This window comes from Ruminococcus sp., from assembly GCF_016283395.1.
Genome location: NZ_JAEEMU010000058.1, coordinates 13,524 through 33,644 on the forward strand (window position 1 = coordinate 13,524; position 20,121 = coordinate 33,644).

General features: G+C 44.4%; 15 protein-coding genes. 5 read left to right on the plus strand and 10 right to left on the minus strand.

Features of this window, described 5'->3' with window-relative positions:
* Positions 1-3: 3 nt before the first annotated feature.
* From QZZ41_RS14850 to QZZ41_RS14875, 6 genes are all read right to left on the minus strand, one after another.
* The gene (locus QZZ41_RS14850) at positions 4-2,001 is read right to left on the minus strand and encodes a PASTA domain-containing protein (RefSeq protein WP_295073898.1); all 1,998 of its coding nucleotides are present in this window, start codon (positions 1,999-2,001) and stop codon (positions 4-6) included.
* Positions 2,002-2,490: 489 nt separating this feature from the next.
* Positions 2,491-5,025: a hypothetical protein gene (locus QZZ41_RS14855; protein WP_295073901.1), complete on the minus strand. Its 2,535-nt coding sequence runs from the start codon at positions 5,023-5,025 to the stop codon at positions 2,491-2,493.
* 47 nt (positions 5,026-5,072) lie between these two features.
* Positions 5,073-6,320, minus strand: a complete 1,248-nt coding sequence (locus QZZ41_RS14860; RefSeq protein ID WP_295073903.1) for a glutamate-5-semialdehyde dehydrogenase — start codon at positions 6,318-6,320, stop codon at positions 5,073-5,075.
* A 32-nt stretch (positions 6,321-6,352) separates the two neighbouring features.
* Positions 6,353-7,144 carry a glutamate 5-kinase gene (gene proB / locus QZZ41_RS14865; protein WP_295073906.1) on the minus strand — a complete coding sequence of 264 codons (792 nt, stop codon included), beginning with the start codon at positions 7,142-7,144 and terminating at the stop codon, positions 6,353-6,355.
* Between the two features lie 14 nt (positions 7,145-7,158).
* A complete protein-coding gene (locus QZZ41_RS14870) occupies positions 7,159-8,109 on the minus strand; it encodes a D-2-hydroxyacid dehydrogenase (RefSeq protein ID WP_295073909.1) in 951 nt (316 codons plus the stop codon).
* A 3-nt stretch (positions 8,110-8,112) separates the two neighbouring features.
* Positions 8,113-8,454: a hypothetical protein gene (locus QZZ41_RS14875; protein ID WP_295073912.1), complete on the minus strand. Its 342-nt coding sequence runs from the start codon at positions 8,452-8,454 to the stop codon at positions 8,113-8,115.
* 537 nt (positions 8,455-8,991) lie between these two features.
* Here QZZ41_RS14875 and QZZ41_RS14880 point away from each other — a divergent pair.
* Genes QZZ41_RS14880 through QZZ41_RS14890 form a run of 3 tightly spaced genes read left to right on the plus strand, consistent with a single transcriptional unit; the run spans position 8,992 to position 12,475 of the window.
* Entirely contained in the window at positions 8,992-9,669 is a 678-nt protein-coding gene (locus QZZ41_RS14880; RefSeq protein WP_295073915.1) for a response regulator transcription factor, read from the plus strand.
* The gene (locus QZZ41_RS14885; protein WP_295073918.1) at positions 9,662-11,332 is read left to right on the plus strand and encodes an ATP-binding protein; all 1,671 of its coding nucleotides are present in this window, start codon (positions 9,662-9,664) and stop codon (positions 11,330-11,332) included. The genes QZZ41_RS14880 and QZZ41_RS14885 overlap by 8 nt, the downstream gene beginning before the upstream one ends.
* A 9-nt stretch (positions 11,333-11,341) precedes the next feature.
* Positions 11,342-12,475 carry an ATP-binding protein gene (locus QZZ41_RS14890; RefSeq protein ID WP_295073919.1) on the plus strand — a complete coding sequence of 378 codons (1,134 nt, stop codon included), beginning with the start codon at positions 11,342-11,344 and terminating at the stop codon, positions 12,473-12,475.
* 183 nt (positions 12,476-12,658) lie between these two features.
* On the opposite strand, the gene QZZ41_RS14895 is transcribed toward QZZ41_RS14890, so the two are convergent.
* The gene (locus QZZ41_RS14895; protein ID WP_295073921.1) at positions 12,659-14,968 is read right to left on the minus strand and encodes a hypothetical protein; all 2,310 of its coding nucleotides are present in this window, start codon (positions 14,966-14,968) and stop codon (positions 12,659-12,661) included.
* Positions 14,969-15,250: 282 nt separating this feature from the next.
* On the opposite strand from QZZ41_RS14895, the gene QZZ41_RS14900 reads away from it, so the two are divergent.
* Together QZZ41_RS14900 and QZZ41_RS14905 are read left to right on the plus strand one after the other, a co-directional pair.
* Positions 15,251-15,517, plus strand: a complete 267-nt coding sequence (locus QZZ41_RS14900; protein WP_295073924.1) for an alpha/beta-type small acid-soluble spore protein — start codon at positions 15,251-15,253, stop codon at positions 15,515-15,517.
* A gap of 600 nt (positions 15,518-16,117) precedes the next feature.
* Positions 16,118-18,616: a CotH kinase family protein gene (locus tag QZZ41_RS14905; protein WP_295073927.1), complete on the plus strand. Its 2,499-nt coding sequence runs from the start codon at positions 16,118-16,120 to the stop codon at positions 18,614-18,616.
* On the opposite strand, the gene QZZ41_RS14910 is transcribed toward QZZ41_RS14905, so the two are convergent.
* From QZZ41_RS14910 to QZZ41_RS14920, 3 genes are all read right to left on the minus strand, one after another.
* On the minus strand, positions 18,613-18,987 hold the full coding sequence (locus QZZ41_RS14910; protein WP_295073930.1) for a hypothetical protein: 375 nt from the start codon (positions 18,985-18,987) through the stop codon (positions 18,613-18,615). The two genes, QZZ41_RS14905 and QZZ41_RS14910, sit on opposite strands and share 4 nt — an antisense overlap.
* 17 nt (positions 18,988-19,004) lie before the next feature.
* Positions 19,005-19,622 carry a helix-turn-helix transcriptional regulator gene (locus tag QZZ41_RS14915; protein ID WP_295073933.1) on the minus strand — a complete coding sequence of 206 codons (618 nt, stop codon included), beginning with the start codon at positions 19,620-19,622 and terminating at the stop codon, positions 19,005-19,007.
* A 17-nt stretch (positions 19,623-19,639) separates the two neighbouring features.
* On the minus strand, positions 19,640-20,121 hold a 482-nt coding region (locus tag QZZ41_RS14920), incomplete at its 5' end, for a phosphatase PAP2 family protein (protein WP_295073936.1).

The following is a 20,121-nucleotide window of genomic DNA, read 5'->3' on the forward strand; positions in this document are numbered from 1 at the left end:
ATATTATTGCGGATTTTCGCCGCCCTCGCCGCCTTCAACAGGCTGCTGCTCAACTGGTGGAGCAGGAGGATCTGTAGGTGGTTCTGTCGGAGGATCTGTAGGTGCAGGAGCCTGAGTTGTAGGCACAGGAGCCTGTGTAGTAACTACAGGAGCCTGAGTTGTAACTACAGGTGCCTGTGTAGTCGGAGCAGCTGTAGTGTACTGCGGTGTTTCGGAAGTCTCGGAAACATAATAAACTGTAAGCTTCTTGCCTTCCTTGTTGCTGAAGAAGTCACCTGCATGGACTACCTTGCCGTCAACCTGTATCTCTACTACAGTATTTGCCTTGCCGTAGGAGTTTTTAGACTCAACGAACTGATAATTGAAATCAGTGATACCTGCCTTGTCAAGAGCGTTCTTGTACTGGTCAACGGTCAATCCTGCGTAGTCGGGGATATAAGCTGAGGACTTACCCTTGCTGACCTTTACCTTGATAACCTGTCCCTGAGCGATCATTTCACCTGCCTTGACGCTCTGCTCATAAATCATGTCGTTTTCGTAATCGTCATTATAAGCATAGTCAGCATCAAGTACAAAGTGTTCTTTCCACAGTTCCTTTGAGTGCTCATAGAACTTTCCGACGAGATCAGGCATTTCTGTGTCGGCAGTATTGGTCGTCTTGGCTTCGTCTATTACATTCTCGGTAACTGACGGACGTTTCGGCTTTACTGCTGTATTATCCTCTTCTTCGGGATTTGAGAAAAGGTTGATTATTATCACCGCAAGGGTCATAAGTATTGCAAGCAGCAGAAGTCCGATGATTATCGGGACTTTTATGCGGTCAACGGTATTGACCTTTTCATATTTATAGCTGTCATTTCGGCGTGACTGAGCACTGCGCTGGTGTATCACATTCTGAGGTTCAGGCTGCTGATACTGCGGCTGCTCATATGCAGGCTGTTCGTAGACAGGCTGCTGATACTGCTGCTGTTCATATGAAGGCTGAACAGGATCAGGGAGCACTGTTGTATTTTCGAGCTCTTCCTCTTCTTCCTCGGAAGGCTGCTCAAACAGTCTTGTAACAAGCTCTGTGATAGTCTGTATACGGTCTCTGCCGTTTAAATTCATACCTTCCATGATAACTCTTGATACATGGCGCGGAATACGCGAATCAAGGTCATGGGGTTCGTGCAGGTCGTCATGCTTTAAGCGGCTGAGAGAGTCAACAGGCATACAGCCTGTAAGTGCTCTGTAGAGGAGAGCACAGACTCCGTAAACATCAGTCCATGAACCCTGACGGCTGCTGCTGTTTGCAGAATACTGCTCGGGAGCTGCATAGCCCTTGAAAAGCTCGTATTCAAGACCTGCATTGGCAGTTCTTACAGCTGATACGCAGAAGCCTGAGAGCTTCAGCTCGCCCTTGTCTGTGATATACACAGTATCAGGACTTATTGCACGGTGTATGATACCTGCGTTATGGAGTATGCCGATAGTAGTAAAGAGCGGTGGGAATATCTTTGAGACCTGTTCCCAGCTCAGCTCGCCTGCATTTTCTTTGAGATAATCCAGCATTTTAACGCCTTCGATGTACTCAAAGATAGTGTAGGTAGTATTATTCTCGGCAAACATATCAAGGATAGGCGGTATATTGGTATTGTTCCTGAGTCGTGCAAGAGACTTGTTGAGCTCGGTATATTCCGCCATAAACGCCTTGTATTTAGCAAGGTTGTTATAGTTTACGCTGATAGTTGGTTTGTTTTTTACACGGGTGCAGAGGTTTATAGGGACATATTCCCTTATATGCACTTTCTTTCCTGTAGAAATATCAGTGCCTATATATGTAGCACCCTCGCCGTTGTATTCCAGAAGAATACCGCAGAGGTACTTGCCGTGGAGTATTGTACCGGGTGGGACATACATGGGTTCATGAGCGTCGCTCTCAACAAATCCGCATGACGGACATACATGAAGCGATGCATCGTACTGTTCCATGCATCTGTAGCAAAATTTACTGTCTCCCAAAGCAGCTCCTCCTCCTAAAAATAGTCGATGCATAATAAAGGCATCATATCTATTTTATCAGTAAAACGGAAAAATGTCAACTATTTAGAGCCTTATAATACCCATTCTTGTGAATTTGTATTTTTTTTGTAATAATTTCACGGAGTTTTTTTCTTAATTGTAACATTTGAGGTAAAAGAAAGAGGTCTGAAAGTAACTTCGGTACCCATATAGAAGTTTATATTAATTTATCGGGGGAAACCTTTCTGAGGAAAGGTTTCCCCCGAACCCCTTTCCAAAGACTTTTATCTGATTTTTTCCCATATAGAGCGCGTACAGATAATAAAAAAGACCTGCAAGTTTACAGGTCGCGCTCTATATGGAAAAAAATAAAAACAGAAGTTTTCGGGAGAGAGTTTGAGAGAACCCCTTTTTCAAAAGGGGTTCTCTCAATAATCAGTATAAAAATTTCTGTATAAGTATTGAGGTTATTTTCAGACCTCATTATTGTTATATATTTCCGTTATTAACAGAAATGATCTTCATAGAACTGAACTTGAATGTGCCGTCCTCTTTTTCGGTAAGGCGGAATTCAACTTTCTTTGATACGTTCTTGTCCATCCACTGCGGGAGCTCGTCAACATAATCAACATTGAGAGTATAGGTATTGCCGTTCTTGACGATAGACTTTATCTCAGGTGAGTATGTATGAGTTATAGGCTTTGATCTTACGTTATACACGCCGTCTGCATAATAGAAGCGTGATTCGATAGGACCTACGGTAGCGTGTTCAAATGCAGGCAGGTTTTCACCGAAAAGCTCTACTGCATACTTCTCAACATCTACATCTGGGATAGAAACTGTATCAAGTGTGAGCTCATACTTTGATATTTTGCTTTCGTCCATTATGATAGACCAGATAGTAGCTGTGATTATCTGCTCGGATGTGAGCTGTGACGGATCGGAGAATGGCTCTATATCCATGATAGCAGCAGGGTATATCATCTGCGTGAAGCTGTCCTTTTTAGCTTCTCCCGAAGTGAAGCTGCGAAAAAATCCAACGCACTTGATTATAGTAGCGATGATACCGATAACTGCAAATATGGTGAATATTACGCCAAGAACAGTGAAAAGGCGTTTTCTCTTGTATGGATCACCTGCGGTGAGCTCGTCGGCCTCGGTATGCTCACTGCGCTGTATGATAAGCTCATCAGGATCTTCATCAAGTATGCGTCCCAGAGCAGAAGTTATCTTGCCCTTTGGCTTTTGAGGAGCAGTTTCCGTAGGCTCAGATGCTTTTTCGGCTTCTGTCTCAGGCTTTTCTGCAACTTCCTCGGCAGCTGATGTTTCAGTCGTTTCTGTATCCTCAATAGCTGATACAGCTTCCTCCTCAGCAGTAAAGACCTCGCCCTCGGACTCTGAGTCTGTTATTACAGCAGGTGCAACTGCGCCCATCTGTGCTCTTCTCATTTCGATGACCTGCTGCTGTTTATCAGCGGAAAGCTCGTCAAAACGCTCCTTGAGCTCGGGTGAGAGTCCTGCGATTATATCTTCATCGGAGAGTATCAGCGGCTCACTTGGAGTTTCAGCAGCTTCTTCCTTTGGTGTATCCATATCTGCAATGGCTTCTGCTGCGTTCTCGCGGATATTGTCCAGCATATTGCCGACAGGATCACTGTAGGTTTCGGTACTCTCGCTGTCCTCGGGGTGATTTATAGCAGCAATAGCTGCGTCAATAAGCTCTGTTGCCGACGGAGAATCGTCTGACTCAAACAGTCCGTCCTCGGGAGCAGGCTCTGTATCTGCATCGGGCTTGGGTTCTTCCTTCCCCTTGTTCATAAGCTTCTTGAAGAAACCGAGCTTCTTTGGCTTTTCTGTTTCTTCTTCCTGTATTTCGGGCACTGCTTCCGCAGCAGCTTCGCCCAGAGCTTCTATCGCTTCATCAACGTCTTTATCGGCAGGAGGAGCAAATGTACTTATATCGCCTGAAACAACTGTCTCGGGCGCACTGCCTTCGATCTCCTCTGCAAGACGTTTCATTTCTTCGATCTGGCGTAGCTTTTCTTCTTCTGCATCAATACGATGATACTTAGCTTCTTCTTCGACAATGCGCTGTCTTTCAGCTTCCTCAGCCAGTCTCTGGCGTTCAGCCTCTTCCTCGGCGATACGCTGTCTTTCGGCTTCCTCAGCCAGTCTCTGACGTTCAGCCTCTTCCTCGGCGATGCGCTGTCTTTCGGCTTCCTCAGCCAGTCTCTGGCGTTCAGCCTCTTCCTCGGCGATGCGCTGTCTTTCAGCTTCTTCAGCCAGTCTCTGACGCTCTGCTTCTTCTTCGAGCCTTCTTCTTTCAGCAGCTTCCTCTGCGAGACGTTTTTTCTCCGCAGCGGCTTCTGCGATCCTGCGTGATCTTTCTTCTTCCTCAGCTATGCGCTGTCTTTCAGCCTCTTCACGGGCAAGTCTGCGCTGCTCGGCTTCTTCCATCAAACGCTGTCTCTCGGCAGCAGCCTCAGCGGCTCTTCTTGCTCTTTCCGCTGCTCTTGATTCCTCAGCAGCAGCTTCGCTGGCAAGCTGAGCCTGTCTTTCTCTTTCAGCTTCTTCACGTCTGAGTGCCTCATAATCAGGAAGCTCTCCTGTTATGACGATCTTCTTTTTCTTTGCAGGCTTCGGGAGCTCTTCACTCATGGGGATAGCATCGAATACCCTTGTCATCTCAGCCGAAGCCTCTGTATGCATGACTTCGGATATGATATTCGGTACTTCTTCCTCTTCAACCTGCATTTCAGGCTCAGAAGCTTTTTCTGTCGGCGGTGCGAACTCCCATACAGAAGGCGGTGTATCCTCATGATACTCCTCAGTGGGAGCGGCATCATCAAGGTAATGCTTTTTCTCGTCTTCAAGTGCGTGGAGCAGATCATCGACCGACATATCATCGAATTTGCTCTTTCTTACGGAACGGGGAGTGTTATGGCTGCGAGCAGGAGTGCTCCCACCGCCGCCGCCGTCCATAAGACTGTTGAGCATATCGTCAAGATCTTTTCTAATAGCCATTTCGACCTCCAAAAATCAAATAAAAACTGGATATATAACTAAGACAGTTATCTTACCTGACCGTTTCCGTTTATCAGATACTTAACTGTTGTAAGTTCAGTAAGTCCCATAGGACCTCTTGCGTGGAGCTTCTGTGTGGAAATGCCTATTTCTGCGCCGAAGCCGAATTCTCCGCCGTCTGTGAAGCGTGTTGAAGCGTTTACGTAAACTGCCGCAGCGTCTACCTGCTTCTGGAATTTCTGTGCATTTTCAAGTGAACGTGTGATTATGCACTCTGAATGTTTTGTGCTGTACTTTCTTATATGAGCGATAGCTTCATCTACATCGTCAACTACCTTTACAGCGATGATGTAGTCATCAAACTCTGTTGCGTACTCTGTTTCGGTAGCCTTTTCTACGGAGCTGCCGAGAATAGCGATAGTTCTGTCACAGCCGTATATCTTTACGTTATGTACCTTGAAGCGTTCAGCTATGAGAGGCAGGAACTTTTCTGCGATATCCTTGTGAACGAGAAGGCTCTCGATAGCGTTGCATACGGAAGGACGCTGAGTCTTGGCATTGTCGGTTACCTCTACTGCCATATCGAGATCGGCAGAAGCGTCAACGTAAACGTGGCAGTTTCCTGCGCCTGTTTCGATAACAGGTACGGAAGCGTTAGTTACTACAGCCTGTATGAGACCTGCGCTGCCGCGCGGGATTATAACGTCAACGTAGCCGTTGAGACGCATGATCTCGGTAGTTGTCTCACGGTCGGTCTTATCCACCACCTGTATCATATCGGCAGGGAGTCCTGTTTCTTCAAGGGCTTTTCTCATTATGCTTCCGAGGCATACATTGGAGTTGATAGCTTCCTTGCCGCCCTTGAGGATAACAACGTTTCCTGTTTTAAGGCAGAGTGCAGCAGCATCAACAGTTACATTCGGACGTGATTCGTATATGATAGCGATAACGCCCAGCGGTACACGTGTCTTGATTATCTGCAAGCCGTTGGGACGATTGCCGCCGCCGATGACCTCGCCGATAGGATCGGGGAGATTGATGATATCGTAAAGGCTTTTAGCGATGTCCTCGATACGCTTTTCGTTGAGCAGGAGTCTGTCCTGCTTGGCTTCTGACATACCATTAGCCTTAGCGTTTGCGATATCCTTTGCGTTTTCAGCGATTATAAGGTCTTTGTTTGCTATAAGTGCTTTTGATATCGCTGCAAGAGCATCATTTTTCTGTGATGTGGAAGCACTTATGGCAGCAGCTTCCGCAGCCTTGGCTCTTTTGCCCAGTTCCTCTGTATAACTCATAATTACACCTCGTTGTTAGTGGTCTGTATTTATTATTGTGCTTTGAAAAGAGTGCCTATTTCCTTATTTTCAAACAGGTCATAGAGCTTTTCGGGATCTTTTCCGTTCATGATTATCATGTCTATGCCTGCATTTGTAGCTATTTTTGCAGCGGTTATCTTTGTGGACATACCGCCTGTACCGAGACTTGTTCCTGCACCGCCTGCCATAGCCTCTATCTCTGGAGTTATCTTCTCGACAACAGGTATGGGCTTAGCATCGGGATTTGAACGGGGATCGTCATCGTAAAGAGCGTCAATATCGGAGAGTATCAGCAGCAGATCGGCTCTTGAAAGCTCTGCAACGAGAGCTGAAAGGGAGTCGTTCTCGCCAATTTCAAGCTCCAGCTCATCAATAGCGATAGTGTCGTTTTCGTTTACTATAGGGATAACGCCCATATTCACCAGCTTATCCACGGTATTCATGAAGTTTTCGCAGTGATTGGGGTTATTAATAATTGCCTTAGTGAGCAGTATCTGTGCCACTGTTACGCTGTATTTTGCGAACATATCATCATAAACGTGCATGAGCTCGCACTGTCCGATAGCGGCTACAGCCTGTTTTGTCTTGGTATCCTTTGGCTTTTCGGGGAGACCCAGCTTTCCTGCGCCCAGACCTACAGCTCCCGAAGATACCATGATTATCTCACGGCCTGAGTTGTGAAGATCGGAAATAACGCGCACCATATTTGTCATTCGGCGTATATTCAGCTTGCCTGTCTTGTGGGCAAGTGTGGAAGTACCAAGCTTTATGACGATACGCTTTTTTTCTGATATATTTCTCATAGGATCAGCTTCCTTTAGTTGACTTTATTCTGCGGACAGCCATTCTGCCACGCCTTTATATTGCTGCATACGATGTCTACAAGGCGTTCTCTTGTTTCGAGAGGTGCCCACGCTGTATGCGGAGTGATTACGCAGTTTTCAATACCTTTAAGTGGCGTATCCGGCGACATTGGCTCTTTTACCAGCACATCGAGATAAGCAGCTGCTATCTTTCCGTCATTGAGAGCCTTTGCAAGGTCGGCTTCGTTTACAACTCCGCCTCGTGAAGTATTTATCAGCATAGCAGAGTGCTTCATATGTGAGATGAGCTCGTTGTTGATGATGCCTGCTGTCTTGTCAGTAAGGGGACAGTGGAATGTGAGCACATCAGCCTTTTCAGCGGCTGTATACAGGTCTGTGACCTCATATGGGCAGTCCTTTGGCTGAGTTCTTGTGCTTACGACTATATTCATGCCGAAGGCAGAGCCTATCTGAGCTACCTTGCGTCCGATAGAACCGTAACCCACAATGGAAAGAGTCTTTCCTGCAAGCTCGGCAGTAGGTACAGGGAAGTACGAGAAAGCAGGTGAACGCTCCCACTCGCCGTTCTTTACAGCGATATCGTAGTCCCTTATACGGCTGTAGCGGTCGAGTATGTAAGCAAAGGTCTGCTGTGCAACAGCGTCAGTGGAATACTGACCTGCATTGCATACAACGATGCCTTTTTCTGCGGCATATTCTATATCCACGTTGTTGAAGCCTGTGGCGAAAAGTCCGATATACTTGATATTCGGGCAAGCGTCCATAACTTCCTTTGTAATGAGCACTTTGTTGCAGAGCACTATGTCTGCATCTCCGATATTAGCAGCTGTCTCCTCGGGTGGAGTAAGCGGGATTATCCTTACATCGCCCAGCTCTTCGAGCTGAGAAGTGGGGATATCACCACTGATATTGACTGTATACCAGTCAAGGACTGCAATTTTCACAGCTTAGTCCTCCTTGTCTTTCTTGTCGGAAGAAGTGTTTTCCTCAGCTGTCTTGGGCTTTACGAATATAGAAGTGAAAAGTGCTGTGACAATGAGTACGAGTTCGATTATACCGATAGAATAGAAAAGAGTCTTGTTGTTTGATATCCATAAGAGAAGTGAAAGCGGTACAGCTATTGCGAAAATAAGCTGGAAAGGCTTTTTCTGTACTGCAAATCTGTAGCTGAAAAAGATAACAGAGATAACTGCCAGAGCAATGTGCATTGAGAATGGGAATGGGAAGATAGTCGGATTTTCTGCGTCTGATATCTGGGCTAAACAAGTAAACATATTTGTAAGGTTCATATTATCTCCTGACCTCCGCCGTCCGTAGTATATCTGAAATTGGGCGGAATTTATAAATTTGCAAAAGTCTGCACATTACAGTATACCATAAACAGCGCAGGAATTCAACTATTTTTTAAAAAATACACAAAAAATTTATGACGCATTTTTGCGGATTTTCGGATGTTTTTAACAGGGGGTTGAATTTTTTTCCGAACAGACGTATAATATAGTGAGTAGAATGTAGGGGCACAGGCTCTGCGCTGTAGGGGCTGATGCCCACATCAGCCCGCAATTTACAATATAATTAAACGGCAACCATGTGTAGGGGCGCGTTCCGCGCGCCCGTGTATACCTGACGATGCAAACAACATAAACGCACTGTAGGGACGACCATTGGTCGTCCGTAAATCACGCATAAACTATAAATGCCGCACTGTAGGGGCTGCCTTTGGCGGCCTGCATATTGAGAATTGAGAATGTAGGGACGCGCATTGCGCGTCCGCAAATTGATAGTCCGTAACGTAAATTGATAAATTTGAGAAGGAAGGCGTTATTATGATATATATGCTGGAAGATGAGGCAGGTATAAGGAACTTCGTTATATATGCCCTTGAAAGCTCGGGAATGACCGCGAAAGGATTTGAAACGCCTTCTGCTCTGAGAGAAGCTATGGCGCAGGAGCTGCCCGAGCTTCTGCTCCTTGACCGTATGCTCCCCGAGGAGGACGGTCTTTCGGTGCTGAAAAAGCTGAGAAGCGACCCCGAGACACAGAAGCTCCCTGTTATCATGCTCACGGCAAAGGATTCAGAGCTTGATAAAGTTGAGGGACTGGACAGCGGTGCTGATGATTATATCGCAAAGCCTTTCGGCACTTTAGAGCTTATCTCACGTATAAAGGCACTTCTCCGCCGTACTGCGGATATCCCTTCCGAAAAACTGGAATTAGGCAGGATAACTGTATATCCCTCAAAACACGAGGTATTTGCGGACGGAAGCAAGATAGTGCTCACCCTTAAAGAGTACGACCTTCTTATTATGCTTATGAAGCACAGGGGAGAAGTCTTTTCCCGTGACGACCTGCTGAAAGAGATATGGGGCTATGACTTTGCAGGCGAAAGCCGTACAGTTGATGTTCACATAAGAACTTTACGTCAGAAGCTTGGGGACTGCGGCGATCTGATACAGACCATACGCGGAGTCGGATATAAGGCAGGTGACGATATTATTGACTAAAAAAATATTTATCGGCATCATAACTATCTGCGCGATATCGGTCATAGCGGCTATAATGCTCGTAACTGCGCTAATGTACGACAAGTCGGTGGAGTCGGCGGAAAAAGAAGTGAAAAACCATGCACTTATAATATCCTCTGCCGTTGAAAGGCTGGGCGATGATTTTCTCGAAAGCAGCGATTTTGGCGATGATATCCGCGTTACATGGATAGATCAGCGCGGACAGGTGGTTTTCGATACGGAAGAAGCTCCCGAAGCTCTTGAAAATCATTCCGACAGAAAAGAGATATCCGAAGCCTTTGAAAAGGGTGAGGGAAGCTCCTCACGCTATTCAAAGACTATTATGCAAAAGACCATAAACTACGCTGTAAGGCTGAAAGATCGCTCTGTAATAAGAGTTTCAAGTGTACATATATCCCTTGAAGCACAGCTCCTGAAAGTATTGAACCCTATGCTGCTCATACTTGTTGTAGTCGTTGTATTTTCCGTACTTGCGGCAACAAGGGTATCACGAAATATCGTTAGACCTATAAACAATATCGACCTTGCTCACCCCGATACGAAAAAGAGCTATAAAGAGCTTGCTCCTCTGCTTGAAAAGCTTCGCAGCCAGAACAGCAAGGTAAGCCGTCAGATGGACGAGATACAGAGCAGCCGTGAGCAGTTCGGACTTATGACAGAGTCTATGGACGAGGGACTTATAATCACCGACCCAAAGCTGAATGTGCTAACCTGCAATACCAGTGCGAAAAAGCTTCTCGGAGCAGGCGCATTTACGGAGGGGCAGAGCGTTTACGCTCTCAATAATTCGGAGGATTTCAGAAGATGTATCATGAATGCTCTGGGCGGCAGGCGTTCGGAGTGCATACTGCGTACAGGCGGCGGTCAGCGTGAAGTCATTGCCAGTCCTGCTAACAGTATAGACATGGTATGCGGACTTGTGGTATTCATCATGGACGTTACGGAGAAGCAGGAGCTTGAAACTATGCGCCGCGAGTTTACGTCAAATGTGTCCCATGAGCTGAAAACTCCTCTCACGACTATATACGGCATCTCCGATATGCTGGCTAACGGTATGGTAAAGCAGGAGGACGTTGCGCAGTTCGGCGGAAATATACGCAGCGAAGCCGAAAGGCTCATCAATCTCATCAATGATATCGTTTCCCTTTCAAAGCTTGACGAGGACTCTGCTCCCCGTGAGAATGAAAGCGTTGAGCTGTACAGCCTTGCTGAGGAAGTACTTGAAAGACTGAAGCTGAGCGCAGAGGAAAAGGGCGTGACAACAGAGCTTACAGGCGAAAAGGTGTCACTTATCGGAAGCCGCACAATACTCGGCGAGATACTGTACAATCTCTGCGATAACGCCATAAAGTACAACGTAAGCGGCGGCAGCCTGAGTGTCAAGATATCCCATATACCTCAGAGGGCTATAATCACAGTAAGCGATACGGGTATGGGAATACCGCAGCAGCATATAGGGCGTATTTTCGAGCGTTTTTACCGCGTTGACAAGAGCCGTTCGCGGAAAATAAAGGGTACAGGTCTCGGACTTTCTATCGTTAAGCACGGTGTTATGTACCATAACGGTACTGTAAGAGTTGAAAGCGAGGCAGGCAAGGGCACTGTTTTCACAGTAGAGCTGCCTATAGAGAAAAAACAATGAGGTGTTTGAATGAACAATGGCATTACTGCCGCAGAGCTTGAAAAGCTCGATAATTCGGAATATAAAATAATAGATATACGTGACAGCTCCGCTTTTGAGTACGGTCATATCGACGGAGCTGTGAATATTCCGCAGGAGGAGATACTTTCCGCGGAGCTGCCGAAGGATAAGAAGCTCATAATATGCTGCCGCAGCGGCATCATCAGTGGAGATATCGCTGATAAGCTCTGCGAAAAGGGCTTTGAAGCATACAACCTTGAAGGCGGCTATGTTGACTGGCTCCGCGTAAAAATGGAGAACAGGGAAGTCACGGAGGCTGTGGAGCTGAGTATCAGGAAGAAGTTCAAGAAGTCCATATGGTGCAAGTTCACAAAGGCTATAAACGAATATGAGCTTGTAAAGCCGAATGACAAGATAGCTGTCTGTATCTCGGGCGGCAAGGACTCAATGCTCATGGCAAAGCTCTTTCAGGAACTGAAACGCCACGATAAGTTCCAGTTTGAGTTGGTGTTCCTTGTTATGGACCCCGGCTACAGTCCCGAGAACCGCCGTGTTATTGAGGAAAATGCACGTTCTATGTCCATTCCTGTGCATATATTCGAGTCGGATATATTCGATTCTGTATACAATATTGAGAAGAACCCATGCTACATATGTGCGCGTATGCGCCGAGGTTATCTCTACAGCCACGCAAAGGCTTTGGGCTGTAATAAAATAGCTCTCGGACATCATTTCGATGATGTTATTGAGACTATCCTCATGGGTATGCTCTACGGCGGACAGGTTCAGACTATGATGCCGAAGCTCCACAGTACCAACTTTGAGGGCATGGAGCTTATACGTCCTCTTTATCTCGTAAGAGAAGCCGAGATAAAGCACTGGCGCGACTATAATGACCTGCATTTCATACAGTGTGCCTGCAAATTCACAGATACCTGCACTACCTGTGCTCCCGACAGCCGCTCGGTCTCGAAGCGACTGGAGATAAAAAATCTCATTGCGGAGCTTAAAAAGGTCAATCCGCAGGTTGAGAAGAATATCTTCCGAAGCGTTGAAAATGTCAACGTGAATACAGTCATCGCCTATAAGGACAACGCAGGTGTTCATCGTTTCCTTGATAAGTATGATGATATAAAGGAATAAAAACGCCTGCATGAGATGATGTTCTTTTGTAAATGGGCTGAAAAATGGCGGAATTCAATGCAAAAACGTTGAATATCAGAAAAATAATTTTTGAATTCAGTGTTTTGTACAAAAGTATGGACTGAGTTTTGTGAAGTATCACAGATATTGAAAAAGGACTGAGATTTTCTCAGTCCTTTTTGCTTATTTCCAGAATATAACTGCGTCTTCAAGAGTATCTATAAGGCTTGGAAAGTGCTTCATAATAGTGCCTTCTCCCCAGTTGAAGAGCTGACCGAAGATGAATACAACTGTCAGTGCCATAGAAATACCCGAGAGAACGTATCTGCTCTTGTGAGCAGAGGGCTTTGAACAGCCGCGGAATATGCCTATCATAGCTGCAAATGTCATAAGAGGCATGATATCGAATAAATAGTGTGTGATAAATCCGCCGAGACAGAAGTCAGCCCATGCAAGGAATACGGACATTGCAAGGCATATAGCTAAGAACCATCTTCTGTAGCGGTCGGTGAGCTCCTTTGTTTTCGGTCCGAAAGCCTGCGGCTGGAGAAGTATACCGAAGAGGATAACAGGGAGTGTGAGTGCTCCGAAGCCCATTACTGCGTAAACATATGAGCCGTAGTTTTCAAGTCCGTTGAAGCCTGTTTCAAAGAATGGGAATGAAGTCTTTGACTTTGGTGCCTGCAGGAAATAGTGGTATATTGCCGACGGCAGATTTGAAAGCCTGAGAGTATTTGCGTGGATATCGCTGACTGTGAGCTGGTATGCTGCACCAAAGTCAAACGGTGAGCCAAATCTTGCGGCGTTGTACTTCATTATAAGTGCTGCACCTGCAATAAGCGGAGCTACAAAGCTTGCTGCAAGTCCGAGACGATAGCCGAGCTTTTCCTTTTTGTCGAGGAGTATTCCGATGAAGAAAGGTACAAGAACTGCGCCGCAGAGTGCAACTGTAGGACGTGAAGCAACTGAAAGTGCAAGAGCTGTACCGCCTATGATGAGCAGGACGGGCTTGAGCTTCTTCTTTGCAGTGGTGCAGGCTGTCATGCCTGTGAATAAGCTTATCATCAGGAAGCAAAGTCCCGAGATAGTTGGCAGAGTATAGCGGTCTATCTCATTTCCAAGCGTCCAGAAGCCCATTGTGGCTGTTGCTGTAGGCAGCATCAGCAGCAGGAGCAGGAGCTTAGGCTTTATTTTGAGAAGCTTTAAGGCTGCAAGTACAGTAAGGCACATGAAGAGTATGCCTATAACTGTGTAGAAGTTGTTTGCCATTGCCAGTGTTGGCAGCTTGCCTGTTAATTTATAATAAGGATAGTAGAATGTGAGCACGGGAGCTACGCCGAAATAGCTGTAGTATTTGCTGTTGTAGTATGCAAGATCCCAGTAGGCGAAAGCCTGTGAATTGCCGCGGAGTCCCGAATCATACACATTTTCAAGTTCATCAAGAGCAGGATCAGCGTCAAGGTCAAGGTATACCTGATCCTTTTCAAAAGCATCGAGAGTCATTGCAAATGGATCGTCGGTGTATTTTTCAGTACCTGTATATGGTCTGCTTTCCTGATTTGGCTGACGGAGACAAAATCCCGAAAGGGTACATAATACTATTACGGAGGCAACAGCGATAACGTGGGAACGCTTCTTTCTGTCGTAGTCCACTGCATAAAAACCGAAAGTCTTTATTGCAAGACAGCCTATAACTATAATATAGAGAAGAATAAATCTCAGGTTCGAGAATGAATAGGGAACAGCACTTAATGCGCGTATTTTGTGGATATTAATGGTTTTTGTAACGCCTGATAATGTAAGTGTGAGGGAGTTGAGCTTTTCGTATGGTTCAAAACAAAGGGAAAGCTCTGAATATCTGCCGCAGGTGCGCTTATGCTGAACTAAGATATCCTGAGTTGAGAAGTTTTTGTCTGTCATGGAGAGCTTTACATCAAATGGTGTTGATGAGCCGCCTTCAGCGTCAAGGCTTACAAGAAGCACTCTTGCATCTTCGGGAATATTGTACATCTTCATGTCAGAGTCGCCTGTAACGGATATATCGTTATCAGCCGAGATCTCAGCATTTGAACCGATGGTGATATCGGAAGTAGATAATACCTGATCTGTCTTTTGTGAAGTGAAGCTTTTTCCGTTGAAAATAAGTACTTCCGCAGCAAGTATCACGCAAGCACATATAGCACTCTTTTTAAGAAAAGCACTTATGCGTGGAGCTTTGTATCGTTTTGAAAGTACAGCTCCGAATACTGCGGCACTTGTAAGGGCAGAGCCTATAAGCGATATTCCGCTGTCTCCGTCTATCATGCCCACTGACGTTACTGCGCTTAGCAGTACCATTGCGCAGATAAGACAGCCCAGGGCAGCTGCAAGGTTTTTCATTGTGGATTTTGAGGCATCTTTTTTCTTGTTGTCACTGTATTTCTTGTCGCAGATATTCATTATTGACAGTGATATAAAGAAGATGATCGGCGGTATGATTATTGACCAAAGCATTTTTTATAGCTCCTTAAAAATTATTTCTATTATTAGACGTTAACATATCCTTTTTCTCTTGTATAAAAGCAGAAAAGACTATTTTTTTCGCAAATTATACCAAAAGACACAGACATATATATTATACTATCAATACGGTGTCAAATGCAAGCATAAAAAACATTAGTATATAGCATTTAGTGGATTTTCGTCATATTGTACATATTTTTCCATGTAATAAAAAATCATAGCAGGGCTATAATACTATCACGGCATCAAAAAATTATTAAGGAGATAACAGAAATGAGCAATAATAGCAATAACAATGGTGTAATGACTGAAAAGGGCAGAGAGGCTCTTGAAAGATTTAAGATGGAGTCTGCAAACGAGCTCGGCATCGACCTCAAGAAGGGCTACAATGGTGACCTTACTTCTCGTGAAGCCGGTTCTATCGGCGGAAGCATGGTCAATATGATGTGTCCGGAACAACAATGGAAAATTCCGCGAAATAACGTGAAATCGATGGGACATAAGATAGTGTATACATACTATATGCAGATTGGAATATAAATAGTGAAGTTAAATGGTTTATTTATGTATGCTAAAATAAAACTGAGCCAAATATGGCACAAATGATAATAAAAAAGTGAGCCACTAATAATAATAATAATCCTGTATAATAAGAGAAAGAGCTTGTGTACAGGAGGAACAAGGAGTGGCAATAGCAATGGAGATCTATGAAAAGATCAGATATTACAGCAGTCAGAGAAGTAATATCTCCGGCTGCTGTTTTTTTGTATAACATAACAAAAAACGCAGAAGTATTGACATTATTTACAAAAAATCTTTATATGTGTTGATTTATCATGTTATAATACAGCTGTAAAGATTCTTTTATATTTAACAAAATCAAAGCGGCCATTATTAAATATATTGAGTTAGTTGTGTACTATTTGCTTGCCGATTACAAATCTGTAATTATCCGCATTCGGGAGAAAAAATATGCTACAATGACTTTGTCATTAGAAAAAAGGACATAAATGCTTCCAATAAAACATAAAACAGAAGCAAATATATCTGCATAGGGGGATTGATGATATGTTGTAACAATGTTTTTTATGAAATACACAGATAAAAGAAACGGTTTAAATTTAAAAGGAGGAATTGAAATTGTCTAATCGAAGAATACTCAAAAAAATGCTCAGCTTTACCACAGCAGCTCTTACCTGTACAAATCTTATGTTCGCAGGTAATTGCGGTCAGCTCTTTTCACAGGAAGGTTTTACAGTATTTGCAGCAGAAACAGAAAATACTGGGATAAGTATCGACAAAACTTACTTGAAGGTCGGAGAGGCTCTGAAGATCAATAATCCAACAGGAAGCATGATAAGATGCCTTGCGGACGGCAGTGAGGTCGATCCTGAGAGCTTTGTCCTTACAGAAGAATTCTATGAGAAGTGGATAGAAGTTCAGGAATTTGACGGTGAAGGATACGAAACAGTGGACAAGGTATACTTCAGCAAGCTTCCCGTTATTTATATCAATACAGATGACGGTCAGGTCCCTGCATTTAAAAAGGACGCCAAGAGCGGCGAAATGTTCATACAGAACAACGAAGATACAGCAGAGCCGATTTACAACGGCAAAATGACTATGCAAGGCCGCGGCAATACTACATGGGGTTGGGAAAAGAAGCCATATAAGATAAAGCTCGATAAAAAGACCGACTTTTACGGTATGGGTAAGAGCAAAAAATGGTGCCTGCTTGCAAATTATCAGGACGAAAGCCTTCTGAGAAATACGACTGCTTCAAAGCTTTCCAAGGAGCTCGGTCTCACCACTATGGAGACAGTCTGGACAGATGTAGTCATAAACGGTGAATACGTCGGAAACTATCAGCTCTGCGAGCAGGTAGGCATTGAAGAAGCAAGAGTGGATATATTTGACTGGGAGGGCGAAGCTAAGGACGCCGCTTCTGCTATCGCTAAAAAGGAAAAGATAAAGGGTGACAAAAAAGACGAGCTTACAGATATGATGACAGAGGATATGTCATGGATAAAAGAAGGCGGTACAGTTACTTTTGACGGAAAAGAATATCTGGTATCGGACTATTATGACTTTGAAAGCGACATTTCGGGCGGTTACCTTTTTGAGTCCTCTGAGGAATACGACGAGGAATCAAAATTCATGACAGATTCGGGACTTAAAGTAATGCTCAAATCCCCCGAATTTCTTGCTTCAAACGACGCAATGATGAGCTATGTGCAGGATTACTGGCAGAATTTTGAAAACGCCTATCGTTCCGAGGACGGATATACCGAGATAGACGGCAAGATGACTCATTACACCGAGCTTGCTGATTTTGATTCAATGGTATCCTATTGGCTGCTTATGGAGATAATGGGAAATGACGATTCGCGCTACAAGAGCAGATATATCTATAAACCGCATGATTCTCTCCTTAAATTCGGTCCTCCATGGGACTTTGACACAGGCGCAGGTTCAATAATCGTAAGTCAGGAAATAAGCAGTGAGGCAACAGGCTGGAAGGTATCAAAGTTTGAAAATCCGCAGAATTTCTACAGAGAGTTCCTTGATGATCCGCTGTTTATTTCGGCAGCAACCGACAGATACTGGCAGATAAGGCCTTACCTTGAAGACGTTATAAAGGAAAACGGCGCACTTGAAAGAGACAGCGAATATCTTTACGAATCGGGTATGGCTGACAGTGCGCTCTGGGACAGAAATAATCAGTGGCCCGGTTACGGCAGAGGCTATATAGCCGACAGAGACTTATTCATATCGTATATGCGCGAAAGGATAGCGTGGCTTGACGAGCAGTTCAGCTCGGATGACGCATTGCTTGCAAGCACATATAACGAAAACAGCGCTTCACCGTATATCAGATCGGATGCAGTGAATATCTCGACACCAAATGCTGTTGATGATACGATATCAGTCAGCGCTCCTGCCGATGCTGTTATCAAGCCTGAAAAAGATCTTATCATGCAGATAACCGTAAATGATCCGCAGACAACAAGTCTGAAAGTATACGTAAACGGTTTGTACTATGATACTTTTGCACTGTCAAACGGTTCTGTAAGATTTGAGCTTCCTTCCGATAAGTTAAGTCAGGCAGCAGAAAAGAAAAACGTGATATCCTTTATCGGAAGAGACAAGTATAATAATACTACAGTGAGAAATTTCACTACTATAAAACAAAGCGAATACGCTGCTGAACCCTTTCCTGAATTCAAGACGCAGAGTATTGTTCTGAGCAGACAGATCAGCTTTAATTTCTACCTTGACATTACTTCTCTTACAGAAGAAGAAAAGAATAACAGCTATATGGAATTCAATATCAATGGCAAAACATACACAGATGCCTTTGACGCTGATTTTATGAGCTGTGACGGAAAATATTATGGCTTTACTTGTTCTCCCGATTCATTTGCAATATCCAACAGGATAACTGCGGTATATCATTACGGGGACAATAAGACCATAACAAATACGTTCTCGGTTCCCGATTATATAAATACGATAATAAGGAACACATATAACAGGTACAATGAGAGAATAATTTCTATTATCCGTTCATTGCTTGGTTTAAGGAACTATTTCTGTCCGCCGCGCCAGAATAATAGTATTTTCAGAACATGGTACTAAAATGATGTAAAAAGATGGAGCCGCTTTTGCGGCTCCATTATCATCAAAAAAGCTTTTGCGGCAACGACCTGTTCAGTGTTTGACTTTCCAGCAGCTTTACGGATAAATACGCTTGTTCTTGGAAGAACATTATGTATCACAGCCCTGTCGCCGCCGGTTATATCAGCCATAACATAATCGCCTACGGCAGGAAAATCAGATACCGTTCTTGTATCGTACCTGAATTTGCCTGATACCTGTGCCTGCATCATTCCGCCTTTATGTATGACATGGTAAAGATCTTTTTCCTGCAAAACTACACGGCACACTGTAAGATCAGGATAATCTGCACTGTATGCCTCATATACAGGCGGTAAGTTCTCTAATTTCATTTGTCTCTCCTATCTGTTCAGTGCTCACTTTTTGGAAGTTTGAAAAGCATTATTCCCTTTATCAACAGCAGCAGGAACGCTACTGTTGCCGCATAGGGTATTCTTGCTATGGTCAGAAACAAAACTGCGATAATGCTGAGTACAAGCGACGCGCCTGTAACTGCGCTTCTGCCCTTTTCTATGTTCCTGTAATTCATAAACATCTTCACTGCACCGATAATGATGAGTGCGGCAAAAAGTCCCCAGCAGATACAGCTTATCCCGAACGAAATATGCGTGTAATCAAACAGTGCAACCGCCGAGACTGTTTCTCCTGTCTTTTCAGGAAAAAGCGGCAGAAGAATAAGCATTATGCTCATTATATCTAATATGCCTATCAGTAGGTCTATCATTTTCCCGATATTTGAGCGGTTCTCGTCTTTTGCCGCAGTAATGAGTTCCTCTGATGACAGAAGCTCATCTATTGTCACGGAAAAGAACTTTGATATTTCTTTCAGCGAATCGATATTCGGATAGCCCTTTCCCGATTCCCATTTTGAGATAGCTGTACGGGATACATATAGTTCCTTTGCAAGCTCCTCCTGTGTGAGTCCTTTTGCTTTTCTTAGTTCCTGCAATTTATCATGAAATTCCATTTTCATTTCTCCGTTAGTTATTTTTTGTCAGTGAGCTGAACTGTGCCCTGATAAATGAGGTAAAGTCCCGAGCTCAGCAGTACAGAGCCTGCTATATCTGTCAGCCAGTGTACTCCCGCAACGGTGCGTCCCACCACCATAAACGCCGTGAATAAGACTGTAAACGCATAAAGCCCGTACCTGACTTTAGTATTTCGCACTCTTAGCTGCAACTGAAAATCCAGCGTCGGCATTACGCTCATAACAAGAAGCGTTGTTGAAGATGGATAAGAAGCCTCCATACGTCCTTCTATAAGTATCGGTCGGTAGTTTATAGGTATCATCTCAAATATGAGATAACCAAATATCACAAGGATATAGTAAATACCAAGCAGAATAATATCATTATCCACTTTGAGAAGGCTTCTCCGCTTTATGAGCTGAACCAGACCTACAACTCCGAATATCATACAGATAAAGATCGGCACAAGTCCAAGCCAGTCGGTTACAGTATACACCC

Excerpts from the sequence above, each read along its gene's own strand:
- QZZ41_RS14915 (WP_295073933.1), bottom strand. The coding sequence starts at position 19,622 with ATGGAATTTCATGATAAATTGCAGGAACTAAGAAAAGCAAAAGGACTC.
- QZZ41_RS14880 (WP_295073915.1), top strand. The coding sequence starts at position 8,992 with ATGATATATATGCTGGAAGATGAGGCAGGTATAAGGAACTTCGTTATA.
- QZZ41_RS14895 (WP_295073921.1), bottom strand. The coding sequence starts at position 14,968 with ATGCTTTGGTCAATAATCATACCGCCGATCATCTTCTTTATATCACTG.
- QZZ41_RS14910 (WP_295073930.1), bottom strand. The coding sequence starts at position 18,987 with ATGAAATTAGAGAACTTACCGCCTGTATATGAGGCATACAGTGCAGAT.
- QZZ41_RS14860 (WP_295073903.1), bottom strand. The coding sequence starts at position 6,320 with ATGAGTTATACAGAGGAACTGGGCAAAAGAGCCAAGGCTGCGGAAGCT.
- QZZ41_RS14900 (WP_295073924.1), top strand. The coding sequence starts at position 15,251 with ATGAGCAATAATAGCAATAACAATGGTGTAATGACTGAAAAGGGCAGA.
- QZZ41_RS14875 (WP_295073912.1), bottom strand. The coding sequence starts at position 8,454 with ATGAACCTTACAAATATGTTTACTTGTTTAGCCCAGATATCAGACGCA.
- QZZ41_RS14890 (WP_295073919.1), top strand. The coding sequence starts at position 11,342 with ATGAACAATGGCATTACTGCCGCAGAGCTTGAAAAGCTCGATAATTCG.
- QZZ41_RS14855 (WP_295073901.1), bottom strand. The coding sequence starts at position 5,025 with ATGGCTATTAGAAAAGATCTTGACGATATGCTCAACAGTCTTATGGAC.
- proB (WP_295073906.1), bottom strand. The coding sequence starts at position 7,144 with ATGAGAAATATATCAGAAAAAAAGCGTATCGTCATAAAGCTTGGTACT.